The organism is Rhizobiales bacterium NRL2 (assembly GCA_001664005.1).
GTDB lineage: Bacteria > Pseudomonadota > Alphaproteobacteria > Minwuiales > Minwuiaceae > Minwuia.
Genome location: CP016093.1, coordinates 98,736 through 116,940 on the forward strand (window position 1 = coordinate 98,736; position 18,205 = coordinate 116,940).

At 68.8% G+C, this 18,205-nt stretch carries 19 protein-coding genes; 13 read left to right on the forward strand and 6 right to left on the reverse strand.

From position 1 onward, the window contains the following. Positions 1-2 precede the first annotated feature (2 nt). Positions 3-296, reverse strand: coding sequence for a hypothetical protein (locus TEF_00410; protein ANK79421.1), 294 nt, complete (start codon positions 294-296; stop codon positions 3-5). Positions 297-863: 567 nt separating this feature from the next. Between TEF_00410 and TEF_00415 the strand changes: the two genes are divergently transcribed. Then, positions 864-1,271, forward strand: a complete 408-nt coding sequence (locus tag TEF_00415; protein ANK83185.1) for a hypothetical protein — start codon at positions 864-866, stop codon at positions 1,269-1,271. A 356-nt stretch (positions 1,272-1,627) separates the two neighbouring features. Continuing rightward, entirely contained in the window at positions 1,628-2,761 is a 1,134-nt protein-coding gene (locus TEF_00420; GenBank protein ID ANK79422.1) for a 2-deoxycytidine 5-triphosphate deaminase, read from the forward strand. 239 nt (positions 2,762-3,000) lie between these two features. Here TEF_00420 and TEF_00425 read toward each other — a convergent pair whose 3' ends face one another. Beyond that, positions 3,001-3,795, reverse strand: a complete 795-nt coding sequence (locus tag TEF_00425) for a hypothetical protein (GenBank protein ANK79423.1) — start codon at positions 3,793-3,795, stop codon at positions 3,001-3,003. Between the two features lie 73 nt (positions 3,796-3,868). Beyond that, positions 3,869-4,885, reverse strand: a complete 1,017-nt coding sequence (locus TEF_00430; GenBank protein ANK79424.1) for a tRNA dihydrouridine synthase DusA — start codon at positions 4,883-4,885, stop codon at positions 3,869-3,871. 222 nt (positions 4,886-5,107) lie between these two features. Between TEF_00430 and TEF_00435 the strand changes: the two genes are divergently transcribed. From TEF_00435 to TEF_00485, 11 genes are all read left to right on the forward strand, one after another. Further along, entirely contained in the window at positions 5,108-5,410 is a 303-nt protein-coding gene (locus TEF_00435) for a hypothetical protein (protein ANK83186.1), read from the forward strand. Between the two features lie 60 nt (positions 5,411-5,470). After that, complete coding sequence (locus tag TEF_00440; GenBank protein ID ANK83187.1) at positions 5,471-6,199, forward strand: hypothetical protein; 729 nt, start codon at positions 5,471-5,473, stop codon at positions 6,197-6,199. 16 nt (positions 6,200-6,215) lie between these two features. After that, positions 6,216-6,833 (forward strand): transmembrane anchor protein, encoded by a 618-nt coding sequence (locus TEF_00445; GenBank protein ANK79425.1) that lies wholly within the window; start codon positions 6,216-6,218, stop codon positions 6,831-6,833. A gap of 134 nt (positions 6,834-6,967) precedes the next feature. After that, entirely contained in the window at positions 6,968-8,698 is a 1,731-nt protein-coding gene (locus tag TEF_00450) for an AMP-binding protein (protein ANK83188.1), read from the forward strand. Continuing rightward, positions 8,699-9,334, forward strand: a complete 636-nt coding sequence (locus TEF_00455) for a hypothetical protein (protein ID ANK79426.1) — start codon at positions 8,699-8,701, stop codon at positions 9,332-9,334. A 130-nt stretch (positions 9,335-9,464) separates the two neighbouring features. After that, positions 9,465-10,013, forward strand: coding sequence for a dTDP-4-dehydrorhamnose 3,5-epimerase (locus TEF_00460; protein ANK79427.1), 549 nt, complete (start codon positions 9,465-9,467; stop codon positions 10,011-10,013). 5 nt (positions 10,014-10,018) lie between these two features. Beyond that, entirely contained in the window at positions 10,019-11,056 is a 1,038-nt protein-coding gene (locus TEF_00465) for a dTDP-glucose 4,6-dehydratase (GenBank protein ID ANK79428.1), read from the forward strand. Next, complete coding sequence (locus TEF_00470; protein ANK79429.1) at positions 11,053-11,934, forward strand: dTDP-4-dehydrorhamnose reductase; 882 nt, start codon at positions 11,053-11,055, stop codon at positions 11,932-11,934. Before TEF_00465 ends, TEF_00470 begins: the two co-directional genes overlap by 4 nt. Further along, positions 11,931-12,800, forward strand: a complete 870-nt coding sequence (locus TEF_00475) for a glucose-1-phosphate thymidylyltransferase (protein ANK79430.1) — start codon at positions 11,931-11,933, stop codon at positions 12,798-12,800. Before TEF_00470 ends, TEF_00475 begins: the two co-directional genes overlap by 4 nt. 23 nt (positions 12,801-12,823) lie before the next feature. Then, complete coding sequence (locus TEF_00480) at positions 12,824-13,585, forward strand: hypothetical protein (protein ID ANK79431.1); 762 nt, start codon at positions 12,824-12,826, stop codon at positions 13,583-13,585. 101 nt (positions 13,586-13,686) lie between these two features. Then, a complete protein-coding gene (locus tag TEF_00485) occupies positions 13,687-15,921 on the forward strand; it encodes a hypothetical protein (protein ID ANK79432.1) in 2,235 nt (744 codons plus the stop codon). Between the two features lie 9 nt (positions 15,922-15,930). Here TEF_00485 and TEF_00490 read toward each other — a convergent pair whose 3' ends face one another. Genes TEF_00490 through TEF_00500 form a run of 3 tightly spaced genes read right to left on the reverse strand, consistent with a single transcriptional unit; the run spans position 15,931 to position 18,169 of the window. Beyond that, entirely contained in the window at positions 15,931-16,293 is a 363-nt protein-coding gene (locus TEF_00490) for a hypothetical protein (GenBank protein ANK79433.1), read from the reverse strand. Then, complete coding sequence (locus TEF_00495; GenBank protein ID ANK79434.1) at positions 16,290-16,883, reverse strand: hypothetical protein; 594 nt, start codon at positions 16,881-16,883, stop codon at positions 16,290-16,292. Before TEF_00495 ends, TEF_00490 begins: the two co-directional genes overlap by 4 nt. A 17-nt stretch (positions 16,884-16,900) precedes the next feature. After that, entirely contained in the window at positions 16,901-18,169 is a 1,269-nt protein-coding gene (locus TEF_00500; GenBank protein ANK83189.1) for a hypothetical protein, read from the reverse strand. Between the last annotated feature and the right edge of the window lie 36 nt (positions 18,170-18,205).

Genomic DNA, 18,205 nt, shown 5'->3' on the forward strand with positions numbered 1-18,205 from the left:
GTCTACGCCGCCTCCCGCTTTTGACACTGACTCCGGCTGCGGGCGGCGCTACGGTTCGGGCTGGAGAGACGGCGGTTGCCGTCGGCGTCGAACCATTCGGGCCAGAGCTCGTGCACGCTCGTGCCCAGGAACTCGGCGATGATGCGGTTGCCGGTCGGCTGTGGCCGGCGGGTGGCGCAGCGGATCGTCGAGGTTGAAACGCCGTGACGGCGGGCGAGTTCCGACATGGACCCGATCCGCTTGCGGATCTCGGCCATGAGGTCGTTCGGGTCTGCGTTCCTTGCCTTCTGGGCCATCCGTCTCTCTGTCCGATCGCCGGTCCCGCCAGGCCGGCTTTGTTCGCGCTATGCGCATCGCAACTGAGACGAGGCTATACCAATGAATTGGACACTAACAACCAGAATTTTTCGGTCACAGTTCGATTCCGCCGATAACGCACGGCCGATGGCATCTATTTCAATTATAATTCAGTAGGTTAGGCTAGTTCTGTGGCTGGACCCAAGAACCGTGACCAGGCGGTCACAGTTGATTCATCAAACAGTGACCAGTTTACCGGCCGCATTCGCCAGGTCGTTGGTGAAGAGAGTGTACGGAATTTCGCCAAGCGCGCAGGCCTGGGCACTTCGACGCTTCAGCACATCATCGAAGGTGGAAAGCCAGGGGTGGACAAGCTGGTTGCTATCGCCCGGGCAGGAGGCGTAACGGTCGATTGGCTGGCTACGGGCGAAGGACCGATGCGGCCAGACGAGCCGCCGGTACAGGAACAGAGCCTGACGCAGACCCAGCTCACCGACATCCGGGAACGCGTGAAGGCGATTGAGAACGGCGTGGGCAACGCCAACGGCCTGGAGCCTGGATTCGTCATGATTCCCCGCTACGACGTCGAGGCATCGGCTGGGCCCGGCATGTTCGCTGATGCCGAGAATGTCATTGATTATATGGCCTTCCAGCGGAAATGGGTGCGCCAGGCGCTCCGCGCAGACCCGGACCACCTGGTCCTGATCACGGCCGCCGGCGATTCCATGGAGCCGGTCATCCGCTCCGGAGACCTGCTGCTGATCGACACCTCGATCGACCACTTCCGCGACGACGCCATCTACGTCATCGCCATGGCCGGCAATCTGGTGGTCAAGCGCATCCAGCGCTTCTTCACCGGCGGCGTCTCGGTGAAGTCCGACAATCCCGCCTATGTTGAGCAGACCATCGGCGCGGGCGAGCTCGACCAGGTCCACGTCGCCGGTCGTGTCCGCTGGATTGGCAGGCTCATCTGATGGGCCGATCGACGCCCTCTGATAGACCTCTCAAAGGTCGCTCATAGGATCGCCCCCGATTCCGGTTTCAACTGGCGAGGTCCGCCCGAACGACCGCCACTCCGAATTCGAACGCCATCACAGCCGCCGGTCAGCGCGCCATCCACAAGCCCCGGTTTTCCGCGCCGTCCCGCATAGTCCCGCCTCGTCCCGGAAAGTCCCGGGTCACTCCAGATTCAAGTGTCGGTTAACAGGTATTCCGCCGGTCCCAGGACGCGCGGTGCGCTGGCACAACAACCCTCGGAGCGCGTCTTTCGCCGGGCCGGCCGGCAGCAAGTCATTGTCCGGAGCCGCCGGAACCGGTATCTGACATCGCCATGACTTCAGAGGCCGCCGCCCCCCGCGCCCGCACGACGGGCATCCTGCCCAGCCAGGCGCTGCGGCGCGTGATCGCCGAGGGCGCGGTCGCGGCCGATGGCGGCGTGCCCGACGAGATCATCCAGCCTTCCAGCCTCGACCTGCGTCTCGGACCGCGGGCCTGGCGGGTGCGGACCTCGTTCCTGCCGGGCAAGGGCGTGGCGGTCGCCGACAAGCTCAACCGGCTGACCATGCACGAGATCGACCTCACGAAGCCGGCGGTGCTCGAGCGCGGCTGCGTCTACATGGTGGAGCTGCAGGAGCGGCTGGACCTGCCGCGCGACATGTGGGCCAAGGCCAATCCGAAGAGCTCGACGGGCCGGCTCGACGTCTTCACCCGGCTGGTCACCGACGGCTGCGAGAGCTTCGAGACCGTGGAGGCCGGCTATCGCGGCCCGCTCTATCTGGAGATCGCGCCGCGCACCTTCTCGGTGAAGGTCCGCGCCGGGCAGCGGCTGAACCAGCTGCGCATCTGGCGCGGCCGGCCCGGCACCTCCGACAGCCTGCACCGGGAGCTCAACGAACGCGCGCCGCTGGTCGACCCGGCGAGCCTGGAGGGCGACCAGCCGACCTTCCGCGACGGGCTGTGGGTCTCGGTGGATCTGTCGGGCGAGGCCTATGGCGGGCTGATCGGCTACCGCGCGCGCCGCCACGCGCCGCTGATCGACCTGGACCTGATCGACCATTACCCGGTCGAGGACTTCTGGGAGCCGATCCACGCCAACGCCGAGCGCACGCTGATCCTGGACCCCAACCAGTTCTACATCCTGGTCAGCCGGGAGCGGGTCGCCGTGCCGCCGGATTCGGCCGCCGAGATGGTCGCCTACGACACCTCCTTCGGCGAGTTCCGCATCCATTACGCCGGCTTCTTCGATCCCGGCTTCGGCTATGACGGCGGCGGCAAGGGCGGCACGCCGGCAGTGCTGGAAGTGCGCAGCCACGAGGTCCCCTTCGAGATCGCCCACGGCCAGCGCGTCTGCCGGCTGGTCTACGAACGGCTGCTGGAGCCGCCGGAAACGCTCTACGGCGCCGGCATCGGCAGCCACTATCAGGGCCAGGGGCTGAAGCTGGCCAAGCACTTCATCCAGGGCTGAGGGCGTCGCCGTGTGCGGCGGCGGCGTGTGGCTGTCGCCCTCGGACTTGATCCAAGGGCCTGTGTCGTGGCGGTTCCGGTTCACAAGTCCTCCCCGGAACGGGGTCCGGGGCAGGCTCGTCGAGCCCGAGGACGTCAGGTGAGTGGACGCATCCCCCACCCTGCCCTCCCCCTTCCCGAAGGGGGAGGGTGACCCGCGTCAGCGGGCCGGGAGGGGGTCGATGGCGGATGTCGGGGCGGTCAGCGGCCGAACAGGCCCAGGAAACCGCCGCGGCCGGGCTTGCCCGGGCGGCCGTCATCCACCGCGGGACGCGGGCCGCCGTCGATGCGGTCCATGCGCTCCGCCAGCTTCTGCAGCGCGCGTTCCAGCGGCCCCAGCTCGCCGGCGCCGCCCGCGGGGCGGCGGGAGACTTCCTCGCGCAGCCGGGCCACTTCCTGGCGCAGGCGCGAGACCTCGTCGTGCAATTCGTCCATCTCGTCTTCCAGCGGATCGACGCGGGTGGCGGCGGGCTCGGGCGGCGCGGCGCGGCGGCGCGCCGGCGCGCGGAACTCGGGATCGGCCTCCGGTCCGGGCTGGCGGCGGCGGGCCGGCTGTCTCGGATCGAAATCGTCGGATTCGCGTTCTGCATCGCGCCGGGCGACGCCGCGCATGGCGGGCTCGGCTTCCTCGCGCCGGGCGCGGGGCGCGGGGCGCGGTTCGTAGCGATCGTCGTATTCGGGTTCGGCGCGCGCCCCCCGGCGCGGCTCCACATGCGCCATGTCGCGCTCGCGGAGCGCTTCGGTGCGCGCGGCCGACAGGCGGCGGATGCGCTCGCGCAGGCTGGTGTCCACATTGCCGGCGGCGTCCGGCCCTCCTTCGGCCGGCTCACGGCGGCCCCGGCCCAGGCTCTCGGCCACGGGCGGCGGGGCGTCGACGGCGACGCGGGGCTCGCCGGCCGCCGGGCGCTCGCGCCAGCGGCTGGCATCGGCGATCTCCTGCCGCTGACCGGGTTTCGTGATGTCACTCATGGCCATGGCGTCTGGCTGCGCCTCCATCCGGGAACGGAACGGTTAATCTAGCATTAACGTGACAGCAAGGATTGCGCCAGTTCCGCCGACCCTGCCGTCTCTAGGCCGCGCGCGCCGCGGGCGTCCAGTCGACAACGTCGGCGGCGGCCTCCAGCAACCGCGCGTTGGCGCCGGGGCGGCGGGCTTCCTCGCCCAGCATGCGCCGGAAACGCCGCGCGCCCGGCCGGCCATTGGCGAGGCCCAGCATGTGCCGGGCGATACGCGACAGCGGCGCGCCGGCCGCCATCTCCCGCTCCACATAGGGGATCATGGCCAGCACCGCGGCGCGCCCGTCGGCCAGCGGCGGCTCGGCGCCGAAGATCCCGCGCTCGGCCTCGGCCAGCAGCATCGGACGGTGATAGGCCTCCCGCCCCACCATGACGCCGGCCAGGCGCCGGCCTTCCTCCAGGCAGGCCTCAATGGTCGTCAGCCCGCCGTTCAGCACGACGGGCAGGCCGTGAAACCGTTCGCCCATGCGGCGGACAAGGCCGTAGTCCAGCGGCGGCACGTCCCGGTTCTCCTTCGGGCTCAGCCCCTGCAACCAGGCCTTGCGGGCGTGGACGATCACCGCGTCGGCCCCGGCGTCGCGGACCCGCGCGATGAAGTCCGGCAGCACCGTCTCCGGGTCCTGGTCGTCGACGCCGATGCGGCATTTCACGGTGACCGGCACGGCGACCGCGCGCTTCATGGCCGCGACGCCGCGCGCGACAAGCTCCGGCTCCCGCATCAGGCAGGCGCCGAAGCGGCCCGACTGCACACGGTCGGAGGGGCAGCCGCAGTTCAGGTTGATCTCGTCATAGCCGGCCTGTTCGCCCATCGCCGCGGCGCGGGCGAGATCGTCCGGCTCGCTGCCGCCGATCTGCAGCGCCACCGGATGCTCCGCCGGGTCGAAGCGCAGCAGGTCCTCGCGGGGCCCGTGGATCAGCGCGCCGGTCGTCACCATCTCGGTATAGAGCCGCGTGCGGGGCGAGATCAGCCGCAGCAGATAGCGGTCGTGCCGGTCGGTCCAGTCCATCATCGGCGCGACCGAGAAGGCCCAGGGCGAAAGCGCGGGCGATATGGGGCCGGGCTGGCTCATGGCGGAACAGATAGTCGATCCGTCGCGCCGCCGCCAGTTGCTGCCTTTGCCTGGATCGCGAATCCGGTTCGATGATCCGACAGGCGACAGCACAAAGAATTCGCTCTCCGGGTATGGAACAAGGCGTTGTCGCCGCGTATGCTCCAGTTCAGACGGATGCATGGCTGAAGCGGGGAATCCTCTTTGAAACTGGGGCGCGAAGTGGTTGCGGCGCTGTTCTGCATGGCGATCGTCATCTGGTCCGTTCTGCCCGCAGTCTCCCATGCGCAAGCCCTGCTCACGACACAAGAGAACCAGCTGGAAAAGGCCGCCGAACACGGCCATTCGCATGATCTCGATTACGATCCGGCTCACGCGCAGCATGGTCACGGACATGACGCCGCCGCACATGATCATTCCCCGGCGCTGCTTCAGTTCGGCGATGCGTCCAGCCGCTTGCCCGGCGTCAGGGACGACCGGCGTCTCACGGGATCGCCATTGAAGCCGTCCCGAATGTTCCGCATCGACAAACCTCCGCGCGCCTGACCGATGCCGCGCATCCAGCGCGGCCGCAGCCATCAGTCAGCACAGACCGGAGATCATTCCATGACCGCAGTTTCCCGGGGTCGGAGCGCCCTGGCCATTGGCCGTATCGCGCTTCTGCCCTGTCTCGCACTCATCGTGCTCGCAACGAATACCGGCCCGGCCCTCGCCCACAACGTCACCGCAGGCGACGCCGGGTACATCCAGGAGATCTGGGGCGTAAAGCTCATTCCGTTCGCCTATCTGGGCGCCAAGCACATGATGACCGGCTACGACCACATCCTGTTTCTTCTGGGCGTCGTGTTCTTCCTCTACCGGATGAAGGACGTAGGCATCTATGTAAGCCTTTTCGCCGTCGGCCATTCGACCACCATGCTCGCCGGCGTCTGGTTCGGATGGGGCATCAACGCCTACATCATCGACGCCATCATCGGGCTCTCGGTCGTCTACAAGGCTCTCGACAATCTGGGCGCCTATCAGCGGTGGTTCGGATTCCAGCCCGACACGAAGCTCGCCACGCTCATCTTCGGCCTGTTTCACGGGACAGGCCTGGCGACGAAAATCCTCGAGTACCGGATCGCGCCGGACGGGCTTCTGCCCAATCTGCTGGCTTTCAACGTGGGCGTCGAGATCGGCCAGATACTGGCGCTCGCCGTCATCCTGATCGCCATGAGTTACTGGCGGAGAAGCCCGAGATTCTTCGCCCAGGCCTACACCGCAAATGTCGTCATGATGTTCATGGGCTTCATGCTCATGGGCTTCCAGATCGCCGGCTACTACGCCGCAGTCTGAAGCATTGGAGACACAGATGTTCAACGCAGAGAAACCCAGCCTCGAAGAACTGCCGAGCTCGCGCCAGTTGCTTCGTTCGACCCTCCTCGCGGCCCTGTCCGCGCTGGCGATCCTCATCGCCGTCGTCCTGCCGGCGGAGTACGGCATCGACCCGACCGGCGCCGGCCGCGTGCTGGGATTGACCGAAATGGGCGAAATCAAGCAGGAACTCGAGAAGGAAGCCGAACAGGACGGCGAATCCCATGGCGGAGCGGACCAGAGCTCGAACCCGTTCAGCCGTATCGTCAGCCTGTTCATCTCGACCGCAAACGCCCAGGAATCCTGGCGGGACACCGTGACGTTCACACTGGAGCCCGGCGAATATACCGAGATGAAGCTGGCCATGGCGGAAGGAAATTTCGCCGAATATGCGTGGAACGCAGAGGGCGGGCGGATCAACTACGACCTCCACGCCCATGGCGGCGGCGAGTCGGTGACCTACGAGAAGGGCAGGGGCAAGACCTCGGGGGATGGCAGCTTCACCGCGCCGTTCCCGGGCAATCACGGCTGGTTCTGGCGCAACCGCGACAGCACCCCGATTACCGTGACCCTGAAGATCCGCGGCGATTACAGCGAACTCGTGCGGAGCAACTAGCAACGGAGGCGGTCGTTCACGGATGAACGGCCGCCCCTCCCCAGACGCGCCGGCGCGAGCCCCCGCCTTGACTGGACCGGCGGGAAGCCGAAGATCGGGCGAAAGCATTCACGCATCCGGGGAGGATGATCGAGATGAACGCGGACGCGTCGAAACCCGCACCCGACCTGACGGCCCGCAACGGCAAGGCCCATGTTGTGGGCGACACCGGCCCCGAGCTCTGGCGGCGCACGATCCCCGCCGTCTTCAAGGAGACCGTGGCGGCCTTCGGCGACCGGGACGCCGCGGTGTTCCGGGAGCAGGGCGTGCACTGGACCTGGGCGGAGCTGGACCGGCAGGTCGACGCGCTGGCCGCCGGCCTGCTCGACCTCGGCCTGGAGAAGGGCGACCGCATCGGCATCTGGGCGCCTAACCGCTACGAATGGCTGCTGACCCAGTTCGCCACGGCGCGGATCGGCCTGGTGATGGTCAACATCAACCCCGCCTACCGCCTCTCGGAGCTGGAATACGCACTGAACAAGGTGGCGTGCCGCGCGCTGATCACCGCCGCGCAGTTCAAGAGCTCCGACTATCTCGGCATGGTCCGGACGCTGGCGCCCGAGCTGGACGGCGCGGCGCCGGGCCAGCTGCAGGCGAAGAAGCTGCCGCATCTGAAGACCGTGATCCGCATGGGGGCGGAGACATCGCCGGGCATGTTCAATTTCGACGAGGTCGTGGCCCGCGGCCGCAACACGCCGCAGGCGGACCTGGAGCCGCTGACCGCGGCGCTGGATCCCGACGACCCGATCAACATCCAGTTCACCTCCGGCACCACGGGCGCGCCCAAGGGCGCGACGCTGACCCACGTCAACATCCTCAACAACGGCCGCTTCGTCACCCGGGCGATGAACTTCACCGAAAACGACCGGCTGTGCATTCCGGTGCCGCTCTATCACTGCTTCGGCATGGTGATGGGCACGCTGGGCTGCGTCACCAAGGGCGCGGCGATGATCTTCCCGGCGGAGGCCTTCGAGCCGGAATCGACGCTGCGCGCCGTCTCCGAGGAGAAATGCACCGCGCTCTACGGCGTACCGACCATGTTCGTCGCCGAACTGCAGCACCCGGACCTGAAGCGCTTCGACCTCTCACGGCTGCGCACCGGCATCATGGCCGGCGCGCCCTGCCCGACCGAGGTGATGAAGCGCTGTGTCTCGGAAATGAACCTCTCGGAAGTCACCATCGCCTACGGCATGACCGAGACCAGCCCCGTCAGCTTCCAGAGCGCCGTCGACGACCCGCTGGAGCGCCGCGTCTCGACGGTCGGGCGCATCCAGCCCCATGTCGAGTGCAAGGTGATCGACGAGGAGGGCCGCACCGTCGCGCCCGGCGTGCAGGGGGAGCTCTGCACCCGCGGCTATTCGGTGATGAAGGGCTACTGGGACGAGCCCGAGCGCACGGCCGAGGCGATCGACGCCGACGGCTGGATGCACACGGGCGACCTCGCCACCATCGACGCCGAGGGCTACTGCAACATCACCGGCCGGGTGAAGGACATGCTGATCCGCGGCGGGGAGAACGTCTATCCGCGCGAGATCGAGGAATATCTCTACCGCCACCCGGAGATCAGCGACGTGCAGGTCTTCGGCGTGCCGGACGCGAAGTACGGGGAGGAGATCTGCGCCTGGGTCGTGAAGAAGTCCGGCTCGGAGCTGGACGAGCAGGCGGTGAAGGACTTCTGCCAGGGCCAGATCGCCCACTACAAGATCCCGCGCCATGTCCGCTTCCGCGACGAACTGCCGATGACGGTGACCGGCAAGCCGCAGAAGTTCCGCATGCGCGAGACGATGGTCGAAGAACTGGGACTCACGGAGGAGAAGACGGCTTAAATGGGACAACTCCGCTTCATCTATTTCGCCGACCCCATGTGCTCCTGGTGCTGGGGCTTCTCGCCCAATCTGGAGAAGATCCGCGCGGCCTGGCCCGACATCCCCGTCCGCCTCGGCATGGGCGGGCTCTATCCGGGGGTGACGAAGCCCATGTCGACGCGGGTCAAGGCGGAGGTCGCCAATCACTGGCACCATGTCGAGGAGGCGACCGGTCAGCCCTTCGACCACCGCTTCTTCGAGCGCGAGGGCTTCGTCTACGACACGCTGCCGTCCAGCCAGGCGCTGGTGGCGGTGAAGCAGATCACGGGCGAGAACGGCCTCGACTTCCTGGCGCGGCTGCACGGCGCCTTCTACCGCGACAACCGCGACCTGACCGACGCCGAGGTGCTGGCCGACATCGCCGGGGAACACGGCGTCGACCGCGCGGCCTTCCGGGAGATGTTCGAGAGCGACCGGGCGCGCCAACTCACCGAACGCGACATCGGCTTCGCCCGCCAGCTCGGCGTGCAGGGCTTTCCGGCGCTGCTGGGCTATGACGAGGAGCGCTACCGCCTGATCTCCATGGGCTGGCAGAGCTGGGACTGGCTGCGCCAGGTCATCGACCGCTGGATCTCGAAATCCGCCACGGTGAACTGAGGGACGCCGCCCCCCCGCGCGCGTCCTGCGCGGCGCAAAGCGCCGGCGTGAACGCAACCGCAGACGGCGGCACGCATCCTGCTATTCTCCCCGCCGGACGGGCGGAGGCGTATCAGGATGACGCGGAACGATGCAGGTTGAGGCGACGGCCATTCCCGAAGTGCGGATCGTCCGGCCCGCGCGGCACGGCGACGGGCGCGGCTTCTTCTCCGAGGTCTGGAACCGGCGCGCGCTGGCCGAGGCGGGCATCGAGGCCGACTTCGTGCAGGACAACCACGTCCTGAACGGCCGGGCCGGGACGCTGCGCGGCCTGCACCTGCAGCTTGCGCCCAGCCCGCAGGCCAAGCTGGTGCGCTGTCTGCGCGGCGCCATCCTCGACGTCGCGGTTGACGTCCGCCGCGGCTCGGCCACCTTCGGGCGGCACGTGGCCGTCGAGCTTTCGGGCGAGAACTGGGCGCAGCTCTGGGTGCCCGAAGGCTTCGCGCACGGTTATTGTACGCTGACCGACGGCGCGGAGGTGATCTACAAGGTGACGGGCTATTACGACGCGCAGGCCGAGCGGGGCGTCCGCTTCGACGACCCGGCGCTGGGCATCGACTGGCCCGTCGAGCCGGCGGCGGCGATCCTGTCGGAGAAGGACCGCGCCTGGCCGGACCTCGCCGGCTTCGGCGGGGTGTGAGCGCCATGCGGATTCTCGTCACCGGCGGCTGCGGCTTCATCGGATCGGCGCTGGTGCGGCGGCTCGTGGCCGACGGCGCCGAGGTGCTGAACCTCGACTGCCTGACCTATGCCGGCCTGCCGCAGAACGTGGCGAGCGTGGCGGACCGGCCGGGCTACCGCTTCCTGAAGGCCGACATCTGCGACAAGGCGGCGATGACGGAAGCCTTCGCGGGCTTCCGGCCCGAGGCGGTGATGCACCTGGCCGCCGAAAGCCATGTCGACCGCTCCATCGACGGGCCGGGCGAATTCATCCGCACCAATGTCACGGGCACCGAAGTGCTGCTGGAATGCGCGCTGGACCACTGGCGCGGCCTGGACGAGGCGGCGCGGGCGGGCTTCCGCTTCCTGCACGTCTCCACCGACGAGGTCTATGGCGCGCTGGCCGGCGAGGGGCATTTCCGCGAGGGCGATCCCTACCGCCCGACCAGCCCCTATGCCGCCTCCAAGGCCGGCGCCGACCACCTGGTGCGAGCCTTTCACGCCACCTACGGCCTGCCGGTGCTGATCACCAATTGCGGCAACAATTACGGCCCCTTCCAATTCCCCGAGAAGCTGATTCCGGTGATCATCCTCAACGCGCTGGCCGGCGAACCGCTGCCGGTCTACGGGCAGGGCCTGAACGTGCGCGACTGGATCCATGTCGACGACCATGTCGGCGCCCTGCTCCGCGTGCTCGACGCCGGCCGGCCGGGCGAGACCTATCTGGTCGGCGCACGGGGCGAGCGGCGCAATATCGACCTGGTGCGGGCGATCTGCGCCGTGCTGGACGAAACACCCGAGGCGCGCCACCGCCCGCATACGGACCTGATCCGCTTCGTCGGCGACCGGCCCGGCCACGATTTCCGCTACGCCATCGACCCGGCAAAGATCGAGGGCGAACTGGGCTGGCGGCCGGCGCGGAGCTTCGAGGACGGCATCCGGGAGACCGTCCGCTGGTATCTGGACAACCGCGACTGGATCGGCGCGGTGCACGACCGGCGGCGGCTGGGGAGCGCGGCATGACGGTGCTGATCCTGGGCGCGGGCGGACAGGTGGGCTCGGCGCTGCGCTGGCGGGCGCTGGCGCGCGGGGCCTCGACCGTCGGACTCGCCCACACGGACCTGGACATCGCCGACCGCGACATCGTCCGCGCCGTGATCGACGAGGTCCGCCCCACGACGGTGATCAACTGCGCCGCCTATACCGACGTCGACGGGGCGGAGACCGACGAGGCGGGGGCGGAGCGAGTCAACCGCGACGGCGCCGGCCATGTCGCCGCCGCCTGCGCGCCGCTCGGCGTGCCGCTGATCCACCTGTCGACCGACTATGTCTTCGACGGCGCCAGACCCACGGCCTGGCGCGAGGACGATCCCGTGAGCCCCGTCGGCGTCTACGCCCGCACCAAGGAGGCCGGGGAGCGCGCCGTGCGCGACGCCTGGGGCAAGCACGTGATCCTGCGCACCGCCTGGGTCTTCGGCGGGATCGGGCGCAATTTCGTCAAGACCATGCGCCGGCTCGCCGATCAGGGCCAGACGACGATCCGCGTCGTCGACGACCAGCGCGGCGGCCCGACGCCGGCGGAGGCCATCGCCGACGCCTGCCTCGACATCGCCGAACGCTGCGGCAGCGCCGACATCGTGCCCTGGGGCACCTACCATTTCTGCGGCGCGCCTTCGGTCACCTGGCGGGAGTTCGCCGAGGCGGTGCTGGCCGACCGGCCGGAGGTGACCGTCACGCCCTGCGCCAGCGCGGAGTTCGACCGCCCCGCCCCGCGGCCGGCCAATTCGGTGCTGGACTGCACCCGCATCCGCGCCGCCTTCGGTGTCGAGCAGCCCGACTGGCGGCCCTATCTGACACGCCTGCTGGGCGATCTGGGCGAAGCGACCGAGGAGGCGTCATGAAGGGCATCCTGCTGGCCGGTGGTGCGGGCATGCGGCTGCACCCGATGACGCGCGTGGTCTCCAAGCAGCTGCTGCCCGTCTACGACAAGCCGATGGTCTACTACCCGCTGGCGACGCTGATGCTGGCCGGCATCCGCGAGATCCTGCTGATCTCGACGCCCGAGGACCTGCCGCGCTTCGAGACGCTGCTGGGCGACGGCCGCGGCTGGGGCCTGGAGATTGCCTATGCCGAACAGGCCGAGCCGCGCGGCATCGCCGAGGCCCTGATCATCGCGGAGGATTTCACCGCCGGGGAGAAGTGCGCCCTGGTGCTGGGCGACAACATCTTCTACGGCCGCGGCTTCTCCGGCCTGCTGCGGGAAGCGGCGGACTTCGGCGAAGGCGCCGTGGTCTTCGCCTACCAGGTCGCCGATCCCGAACGCTATGGCGTTGTCGCCTTCGATGCGGAGGGCCGCGCGACCGACATCGTCGAAAAGCCCGCGCGGCCGCCCTCGCCCTACGCGGTCACGGGGCTCTACTTCTACGACGGCCGGGCGGCGGAGATCGCGCGCGGGGTGGCGCCGTCGCCCCGGGGCGAACTGGAGATCACCGACGTCAACCGGCTCTACCTCGCCGAGGGGCGGCTGAAGGTGGAGAAACTGGGCCGCGGCTTCGCCTGGCTGGACACCGGCACGCCGGTCAGCCTGCTGGAGGCGGCGGAGTTCATCCACGCCGTCGAGAAGCGCCAGGGCCTGAAGATCTCCGCGCCCGAGGAAGTCGCCTGGCGCATGGGCTGGATCGGCGACGAGCACCTGCGCGACCTGGCCGAAGCGATGAAGGGCAACGACTACGGCCGGTATCTGATAGGCTTGCTCGAGACGCGATAGGCAATCCTGGGGAGGAGATAGCGATGGCGGTCGAACTCTACGCCATGACCTGCGGCTGGCTGACCATGAGCCTGAAGGCCATGCTCGAAGGCGCCGAGGGCAAGATCAAGGTGCCGGTGCCGACCTATCTGGTGAAGCACCCGAAGGGCAATGTGCTGTTCGACAGCGGCCTCAACAAGCAGGTCCAGACGGACCCGGAAGGCCGGCTGGGCAAGATCGCGCAGTACTACGCCATCGACTTCGAGCCGGGCGAGGACGTCGCGGCTCGGCTGGAGGTGCTGGGCGTCGGGCCCGGCGACATCGACTACCTGATCAACAGCCACCTGCACTTCGATCATTGCGGCGGCAACGACGCCCTGCCCGACTGCCCCGTCGTCGTGCAGCGCCGCGAGTGGGAGGCGGCCAACGATCCCGACATGGCGGCGAAGATCGGCTTCATGAAGCAGGACTTCGACCACGGCCACGACCGTATCCTGGCCGACGGCGAGCATGACATCTTCGGCGATGGCGCGGTGGTCTGTCTGCCCACCTACGGCCATACGCCCGGCCACCAGTCGCTGAAGGTGCGGACGGCCGGCGGCGACGTGGTGCTGACCGGCGACGCCTGCTATCTGCGCCGCACGCTGGAGGAAATGCGCCTGCCGCTGATCCTGCACGATGCGGACGAGATGCGGACCAGCCTGCGCAAGCTGAAGGAACTGCAGGACCGCGGCGCACGCATCTTCTACGGCCATGATCCCGAATTCTGGGCGACCGTGCCCCAGGCCCCGGCAGCCGTGGCCTGAGTCCCGGCCGGAGCGCCCGCAATGCCGCCGGTCTTACCGTTTTGTGAACGAATACCGGGCAGGATCGGCTATCTTGAGCATCCAGGGGTGCGGAGGAGACGTTGAGCCTGCCGGCGGACCACGACCTGTTGCATTCGGCGATCCGCGGCGACGCGCGCCCGACGGGCGTGTTCCGCGTCGCCGGCGCGACGCTGCGTCCGGTCGTCGTCAGCGACTCCCTCAAGGCCGCACTCGACGTTGCCGACGATGACGCCGTGGCGCAGGCGTTCGAGGATGCCGGCGGCGTGCCCTGGCTGCAGTCTCACGCCCGCTCCCGCCGTCCGCTGGAGCTGGCCGCAGGCAAGCACCGGCTGGTCATGTCGGCGCGCAGTATCGGTGACGACGGCCTGCAGGTCCGCGGCGTCGACGCCGAGCAGGCGGAGGTCTCCAACACCCTGACCGCGGACATCATCGGCGGGCTCTCCAACGACGAGACCGGCGTCGTCTTCCTCGATCCGGCCGGCCGGGTGCTGGCGGTCAACTACGCCTTCTATCGCTATTTCCCGGCAGTCCCCGGCTTTCCGCGCCTGGGCGAGCCCTTCGCCGAACTGGTGCGTGGCGCCATCGCCCATGGCTACCTCCCCCAGGCCGCCGGCCGCGAGGAACGCTTCGTGCGGTGGACGGTCGATCACTTCATGGGCGAGAGCGCGGAGCCGATCAGCGTGCTGTCGGGCGCGGGACGCTGGATCAACACCAGCCGGATGCGGTTCCGCAACGGCGCCGTCGCCATCCTGCTGATCGACATGACCGAGATGCGCCAGGAGCTCGAGCAGCTTACGTCCTTCGCGCAGAACACCCGCAACATGGTCTTCGTGCGCGTCGCGGATGGCAGCTCGACCGCGCGCGTCTGGGGACAGGACGCCAAACGCATCCTGGGCGAGCGCATGGGACGCAGCCGCGTGGAGCTGTCGGGCTGGCGCGCGTGCATCCACCCGGAAGACCGCGAACGCTACGAGGCCGCGCTGGCGCAACGTCAGAAGACCGGCGAGGCCTACGAAATGGAGTTCCGCTTCGTCCATCCGGAGGACGGCCGCATCGTGTGGCTGCTGGAGAACGGCTGGCGCTCGATCGACAGCGTGACCGGCCAGATCTATCTGGACAACTATCTGCTCGACATCACCGAGCGCAAGGAGGCCGACGCGGAGCTGCGCCACAACGAAGTGCGCTTCCAGGAGTTCGCGGAGATGGCCGCGGACTGGGCCTTCGAGGCCGATGCCGACATGAATCTGACCTGGATCTCGCAGAACTTCAGCGAGATCAGCGGCATGTCGACCGCCCGTTATGTCGGCCGCTCATGGGCCGAGATCACCGAGGCGGTGCTGCCGGACCTGCCGCGCGACCAGGTTCGCATGTGGCGTACCCTGCTGAAGACGTGGAGCGAGCGGCAGCCGTTCCGCATCTCGCCGCTGCTGTTCCGTTTTCCGGGCGGCAATGACCGCATGGTGGAAGTGGGCGGCACGCCGGTGTTCGACCATCGCGGCCGCTTCGTCGGCCATCGCGGCATCGCCCGCGACGTCACGCCGTTCGTCAGGGCGCGCGAGGACGCCCGTGCGGCGATGCGGGCCGCCGAGGCTGCGAACCGCGCCAAGTCCGAGTTCATCGCCAACATGAGCCACGAGCTCAGGACGCCGCTGAACGCCATCATCGGCTTCGCCCATGTCATGGAGCAGGAGATGTTCGGGCCGATGACGAACGCGCGCTATCACGGCTACGCGGCCGACATCGCCGCCAGCGGCCAGCACCTGCTCAGCCTGGTCAACGACGTCCTCGACCTGTCCCGGATCGAGGCCGACCGCGTGAAGGTCGACCGTGAGACCGTGGCCGTTTGCCCGGAGGTCGACCGCGTGCTGTCGCTGTTCCGGGAGAGCGCCGGCCGGCGGCGGCTGTACAGCAATGGCTGCAGCGCCTGCACCGTCCAGGCCGACCGGCGGCTGCTGCGGCAGATGCTGATCAATCTGGTGGGCAACGCGGTGAAGTTCACCGGCGAGGACGGGGAAATCCGCGTGGACGTGACGGTGGAAGGGGACGAACTGCGTCTCACCGTCACCGATGACGGCATCGGCATGAACGCCGACGATATCCGCACGGCGCTGGAGCCTTTCGGCCGCGCCGCCGGGGCGGACATCGCCGGCGGCACGGGGCTCGGCCTGCCCCTGACGCGCAAGCTGGCGGAGCTGCATGGCGGCTCCCTGTCGATCAAGTCGACGCCGCGCAAGGGCACCTCGGTGATGCTGATGCTGCCCCGGGCGGAGGCCGACGCCGCGCTGACCGGCGGCAGCGCCCGCATGTCCGCCTGACGCGGCGGTTTAGCCCGAAAGGTAGCGGGCGCGGAAGGCCCGGTCCGTTTCCCGCCACAGTTCCGGCAGGTTCCTGACCGCCGTCCCCACGGCATCGACCCGGCCATCGCGCGCGTCCCGCTCGATCGCCGCGGCATGGCGGCTCAGCCGCGGCGCGCCATAGGTCGCCGCGGTGCTCTTGAGGGCGTGCGCCTGAAAGCCGACCGCCCCGATGTCGCGCCCGTCCATGGCCGTCTCGATGGCCGCCACCCGTTCCCGCGCCTCGTCAAGGAACCCGGCGACCAGAACGCCCACGATATCGCCGGTGTCATCGCCGGCCAGCTCGGCCAGGGTGGATTCGTCCAGCACGTCGAGGGTATCGGCGGCGTTCATCCCGCCTCCAGCGCGGCGTCGACGAAATCGAGCCGGTCCTGCCCCCAGAATATCTCGTCGCCGACGACATAGGTCGGCGCGCCGAAGACACCGCGGGCGACGGCCTGGTCGGTCTCGGCGGCGCGTATGGCGTTGGCGTCGTAGCGCCCGGCGGCCCGTTCCAGCGCCCCCGGGTCCATACCGGCCTCCGTGACCACTTCCCGGATCGTGCGGGCGAGGCCGATATCGCGCTCCTCGGCCCAGACCGCGCGCATGAAGCGGCCGGCCAGGTCCATCGCATCCAGGCCCTCGGCCCGCGCGGCGATCACGGTTTCGGCGGCGCGCGTCTCGTCGGCAGGGAAATACGCCGGCTTCAGGTTGAGTTCGACGCCGAGCCGTTCACGCCAGCGCCGCAGTTCCTGCAGGCGATAGGCCTGGCGCTCCAGCGCGCGCTTCGGCAACGGCAGCCCGCCGGTGCGTTCGAAGATGGCCAGCACGTTGACCGGATGGATCGTCACCTCGGCGCCGTGGCGGGCGGCGATGTCCCGCAGACGCCCATGGCCCAGATAGGTCCAGGGCGAGGTGAGCGCGCAGTAATAGTCTACACGCAATCGCTTTCCTCCCCGATTCACTCCTGCCAGGCCACTGCGCCGTTAACCATACCGGCATTCTCGCGAAATTGCTGCAACGCATAACCGTCCGTCATGCCGGAGACGTGATCGGTCGCCGCCAGAGCGCGGTCATAGGCCGAAAGGCCCGGATCGGCCGCCTGGATGGCGCAGTCCATCAGCCAGGCGATGGCCCGGTCGGCGCCGAAGCGGCGATCGTAATCGATGTCGGGCACGAAGACTTCGCGCGCGGTCACCTCGGCGATGTCGCGCAGGACGCCCCGGGCCGGCACCCGCTCCAGCATGGCGGCGCGGCGGCGGCCGTCCAGCAGCCCGGGCTCGTCCGCGAGGAACACCTCGATCACCTGCTCGATCAGCCGTCCGATCGCCTTCGCCCTCAGATAGGCGATGCGCCGCGGCTCCTCGTCGATCTCGCCATAGCGCCGCGTCGGGCCGGCCACGGCCGCCAGCAGCGCCTCTGTGTCGGCGAAGCCGAGCTTGCCCAGCTTGAAGCCGTCCTCCAGGTCGACGATCGAGTAACAGATGTCGTCGGCGGCCTCGACCAGATAGGCCAGCGGATGGCGCAGCCAGCGCCCCTCCGCAACCTGCTCCAGACCAAGCTCGTCCGCCAGACGGCGGAAGATTGAAGCCTCCGCCTGCATGACGCCGAACTTCTTCGCACCGGCGTCGAGGCCGGTCGCGTCGCCCGCGCTGTCGGAGAGGCGCGGATACTTGCCGAACGCGCCCAGCGTCGCCGCCGTCAGCCTGAGCCCGCCATTGTCGCGCCAGTTCTGCAGACGGGTGAGAATACGGAAGCCCTGGGCGTTGCCTTCGAAGCGCAGCAGGTCCTCGCGCTGGCCGCCCGTGAGCAGGGCGATGATGGCCTGACCGCGCCGCGAGCCGGCGAACCAGCCGCGGATGAGATCCTCGCCGCGATGGCCGAAGGGCGGGTTGCCGATGTCGTGGGCGAGGCAGGCGGCGGAGACGATGTGGCCGAACTCGGCCGCGCCCAGCCCCTCCGGCAGGCGGCGGCGGCCGGCGATGACCTGGCCCACGCCGGCCCCCAGCGAGCGGCCGACGGAGGCGACCTCGAGACTGTGGGTCAGGCGCGTGCGGACATAGTCGTTGCCCGGCTTCGGATGGGCCTGGGTCTTGTCCTGCAGCCGCCGGAACGCCGAGCAGAAGACGATGCGGTCGAAATCCTTCTGGAACGGACTGCGCGCCGGGTCCACCGGGTCCGGCGCGTCGCCCGCCATGCGGTTGGCCGATAGCAGTCGCCGCCAGTCCATCATCCGACCGGAACCGTCCCGTTTCGCACATGCCCC

Bases quoted from the DNA above. Each gene is read 5' to 3' on its own strand.
- TEF_00410 (ANK79421.1), bottom strand. From the start codon at position 296: ATGGCCCAGAAGGCAAGGAACGCAGACCCGAACGACCTCATGGCCGAG.
- TEF_00415 (ANK83185.1), top strand. From the start codon at position 864: ATGATTCCCCGCTACGACGTCGAGGCATCGGCTGGGCCCGGCATGTTC.
- TEF_00420 (ANK79422.1), top strand. From the start codon at position 1,628: ATGACTTCAGAGGCCGCCGCCCCCCGCGCCCGCACGACGGGCATCCTG.
- TEF_00425 (ANK79423.1), bottom strand. From the start codon at position 3,795: ATGGAGGCGCAGCCAGACGCCATGGCCATGAGTGACATCACGAAACCC.
- TEF_00430 (ANK79424.1), bottom strand. From the start codon at position 4,885: ATGAGCCAGCCCGGCCCCATATCGCCCGCGCTTTCGCCCTGGGCCTTC.
- TEF_00435 (ANK83186.1), top strand. From the start codon at position 5,108: ATGGCGATCGTCATCTGGTCCGTTCTGCCCGCAGTCTCCCATGCGCAA.
- TEF_00440 (ANK83187.1), top strand. From the start codon at position 5,471: ATGACCGCAGTTTCCCGGGGTCGGAGCGCCCTGGCCATTGGCCGTATC.
- TEF_00445 (ANK79425.1), top strand. From the start codon at position 6,216: ATGTTCAACGCAGAGAAACCCAGCCTCGAAGAACTGCCGAGCTCGCGC.
- TEF_00450 (ANK83188.1), top strand. From the start codon at position 6,968: ATGAACGCGGACGCGTCGAAACCCGCACCCGACCTGACGGCCCGCAAC.
- TEF_00455 (ANK79426.1), top strand. From the start codon at position 8,699: ATGGGACAACTCCGCTTCATCTATTTCGCCGACCCCATGTGCTCCTGG.
- TEF_00460 (ANK79427.1), top strand. From the start codon at position 9,465: ATGCAGGTTGAGGCGACGGCCATTCCCGAAGTGCGGATCGTCCGGCCC.
- TEF_00465 (ANK79428.1), top strand. From the start codon at position 10,019: ATGCGGATTCTCGTCACCGGCGGCTGCGGCTTCATCGGATCGGCGCTG.
- TEF_00470 (ANK79429.1), top strand. From the start codon at position 11,053: ATGACGGTGCTGATCCTGGGCGCGGGCGGACAGGTGGGCTCGGCGCTG.
- TEF_00475 (ANK79430.1), top strand. From the start codon at position 11,931: ATGAAGGGCATCCTGCTGGCCGGTGGTGCGGGCATGCGGCTGCACCCG.
- TEF_00480 (ANK79431.1), top strand. From the start codon at position 12,824: ATGGCGGTCGAACTCTACGCCATGACCTGCGGCTGGCTGACCATGAGC.
- TEF_00490 (ANK79433.1), bottom strand. From the start codon at position 16,293: ATGAACGCCGCCGATACCCTCGACGTGCTGGACGAATCCACCCTGGCC.
- TEF_00500 (ANK83189.1), bottom strand. From the start codon at position 18,169: ATGGACTGGCGGCGACTGCTATCGGCCAACCGCATGGCGGGCGACGCG.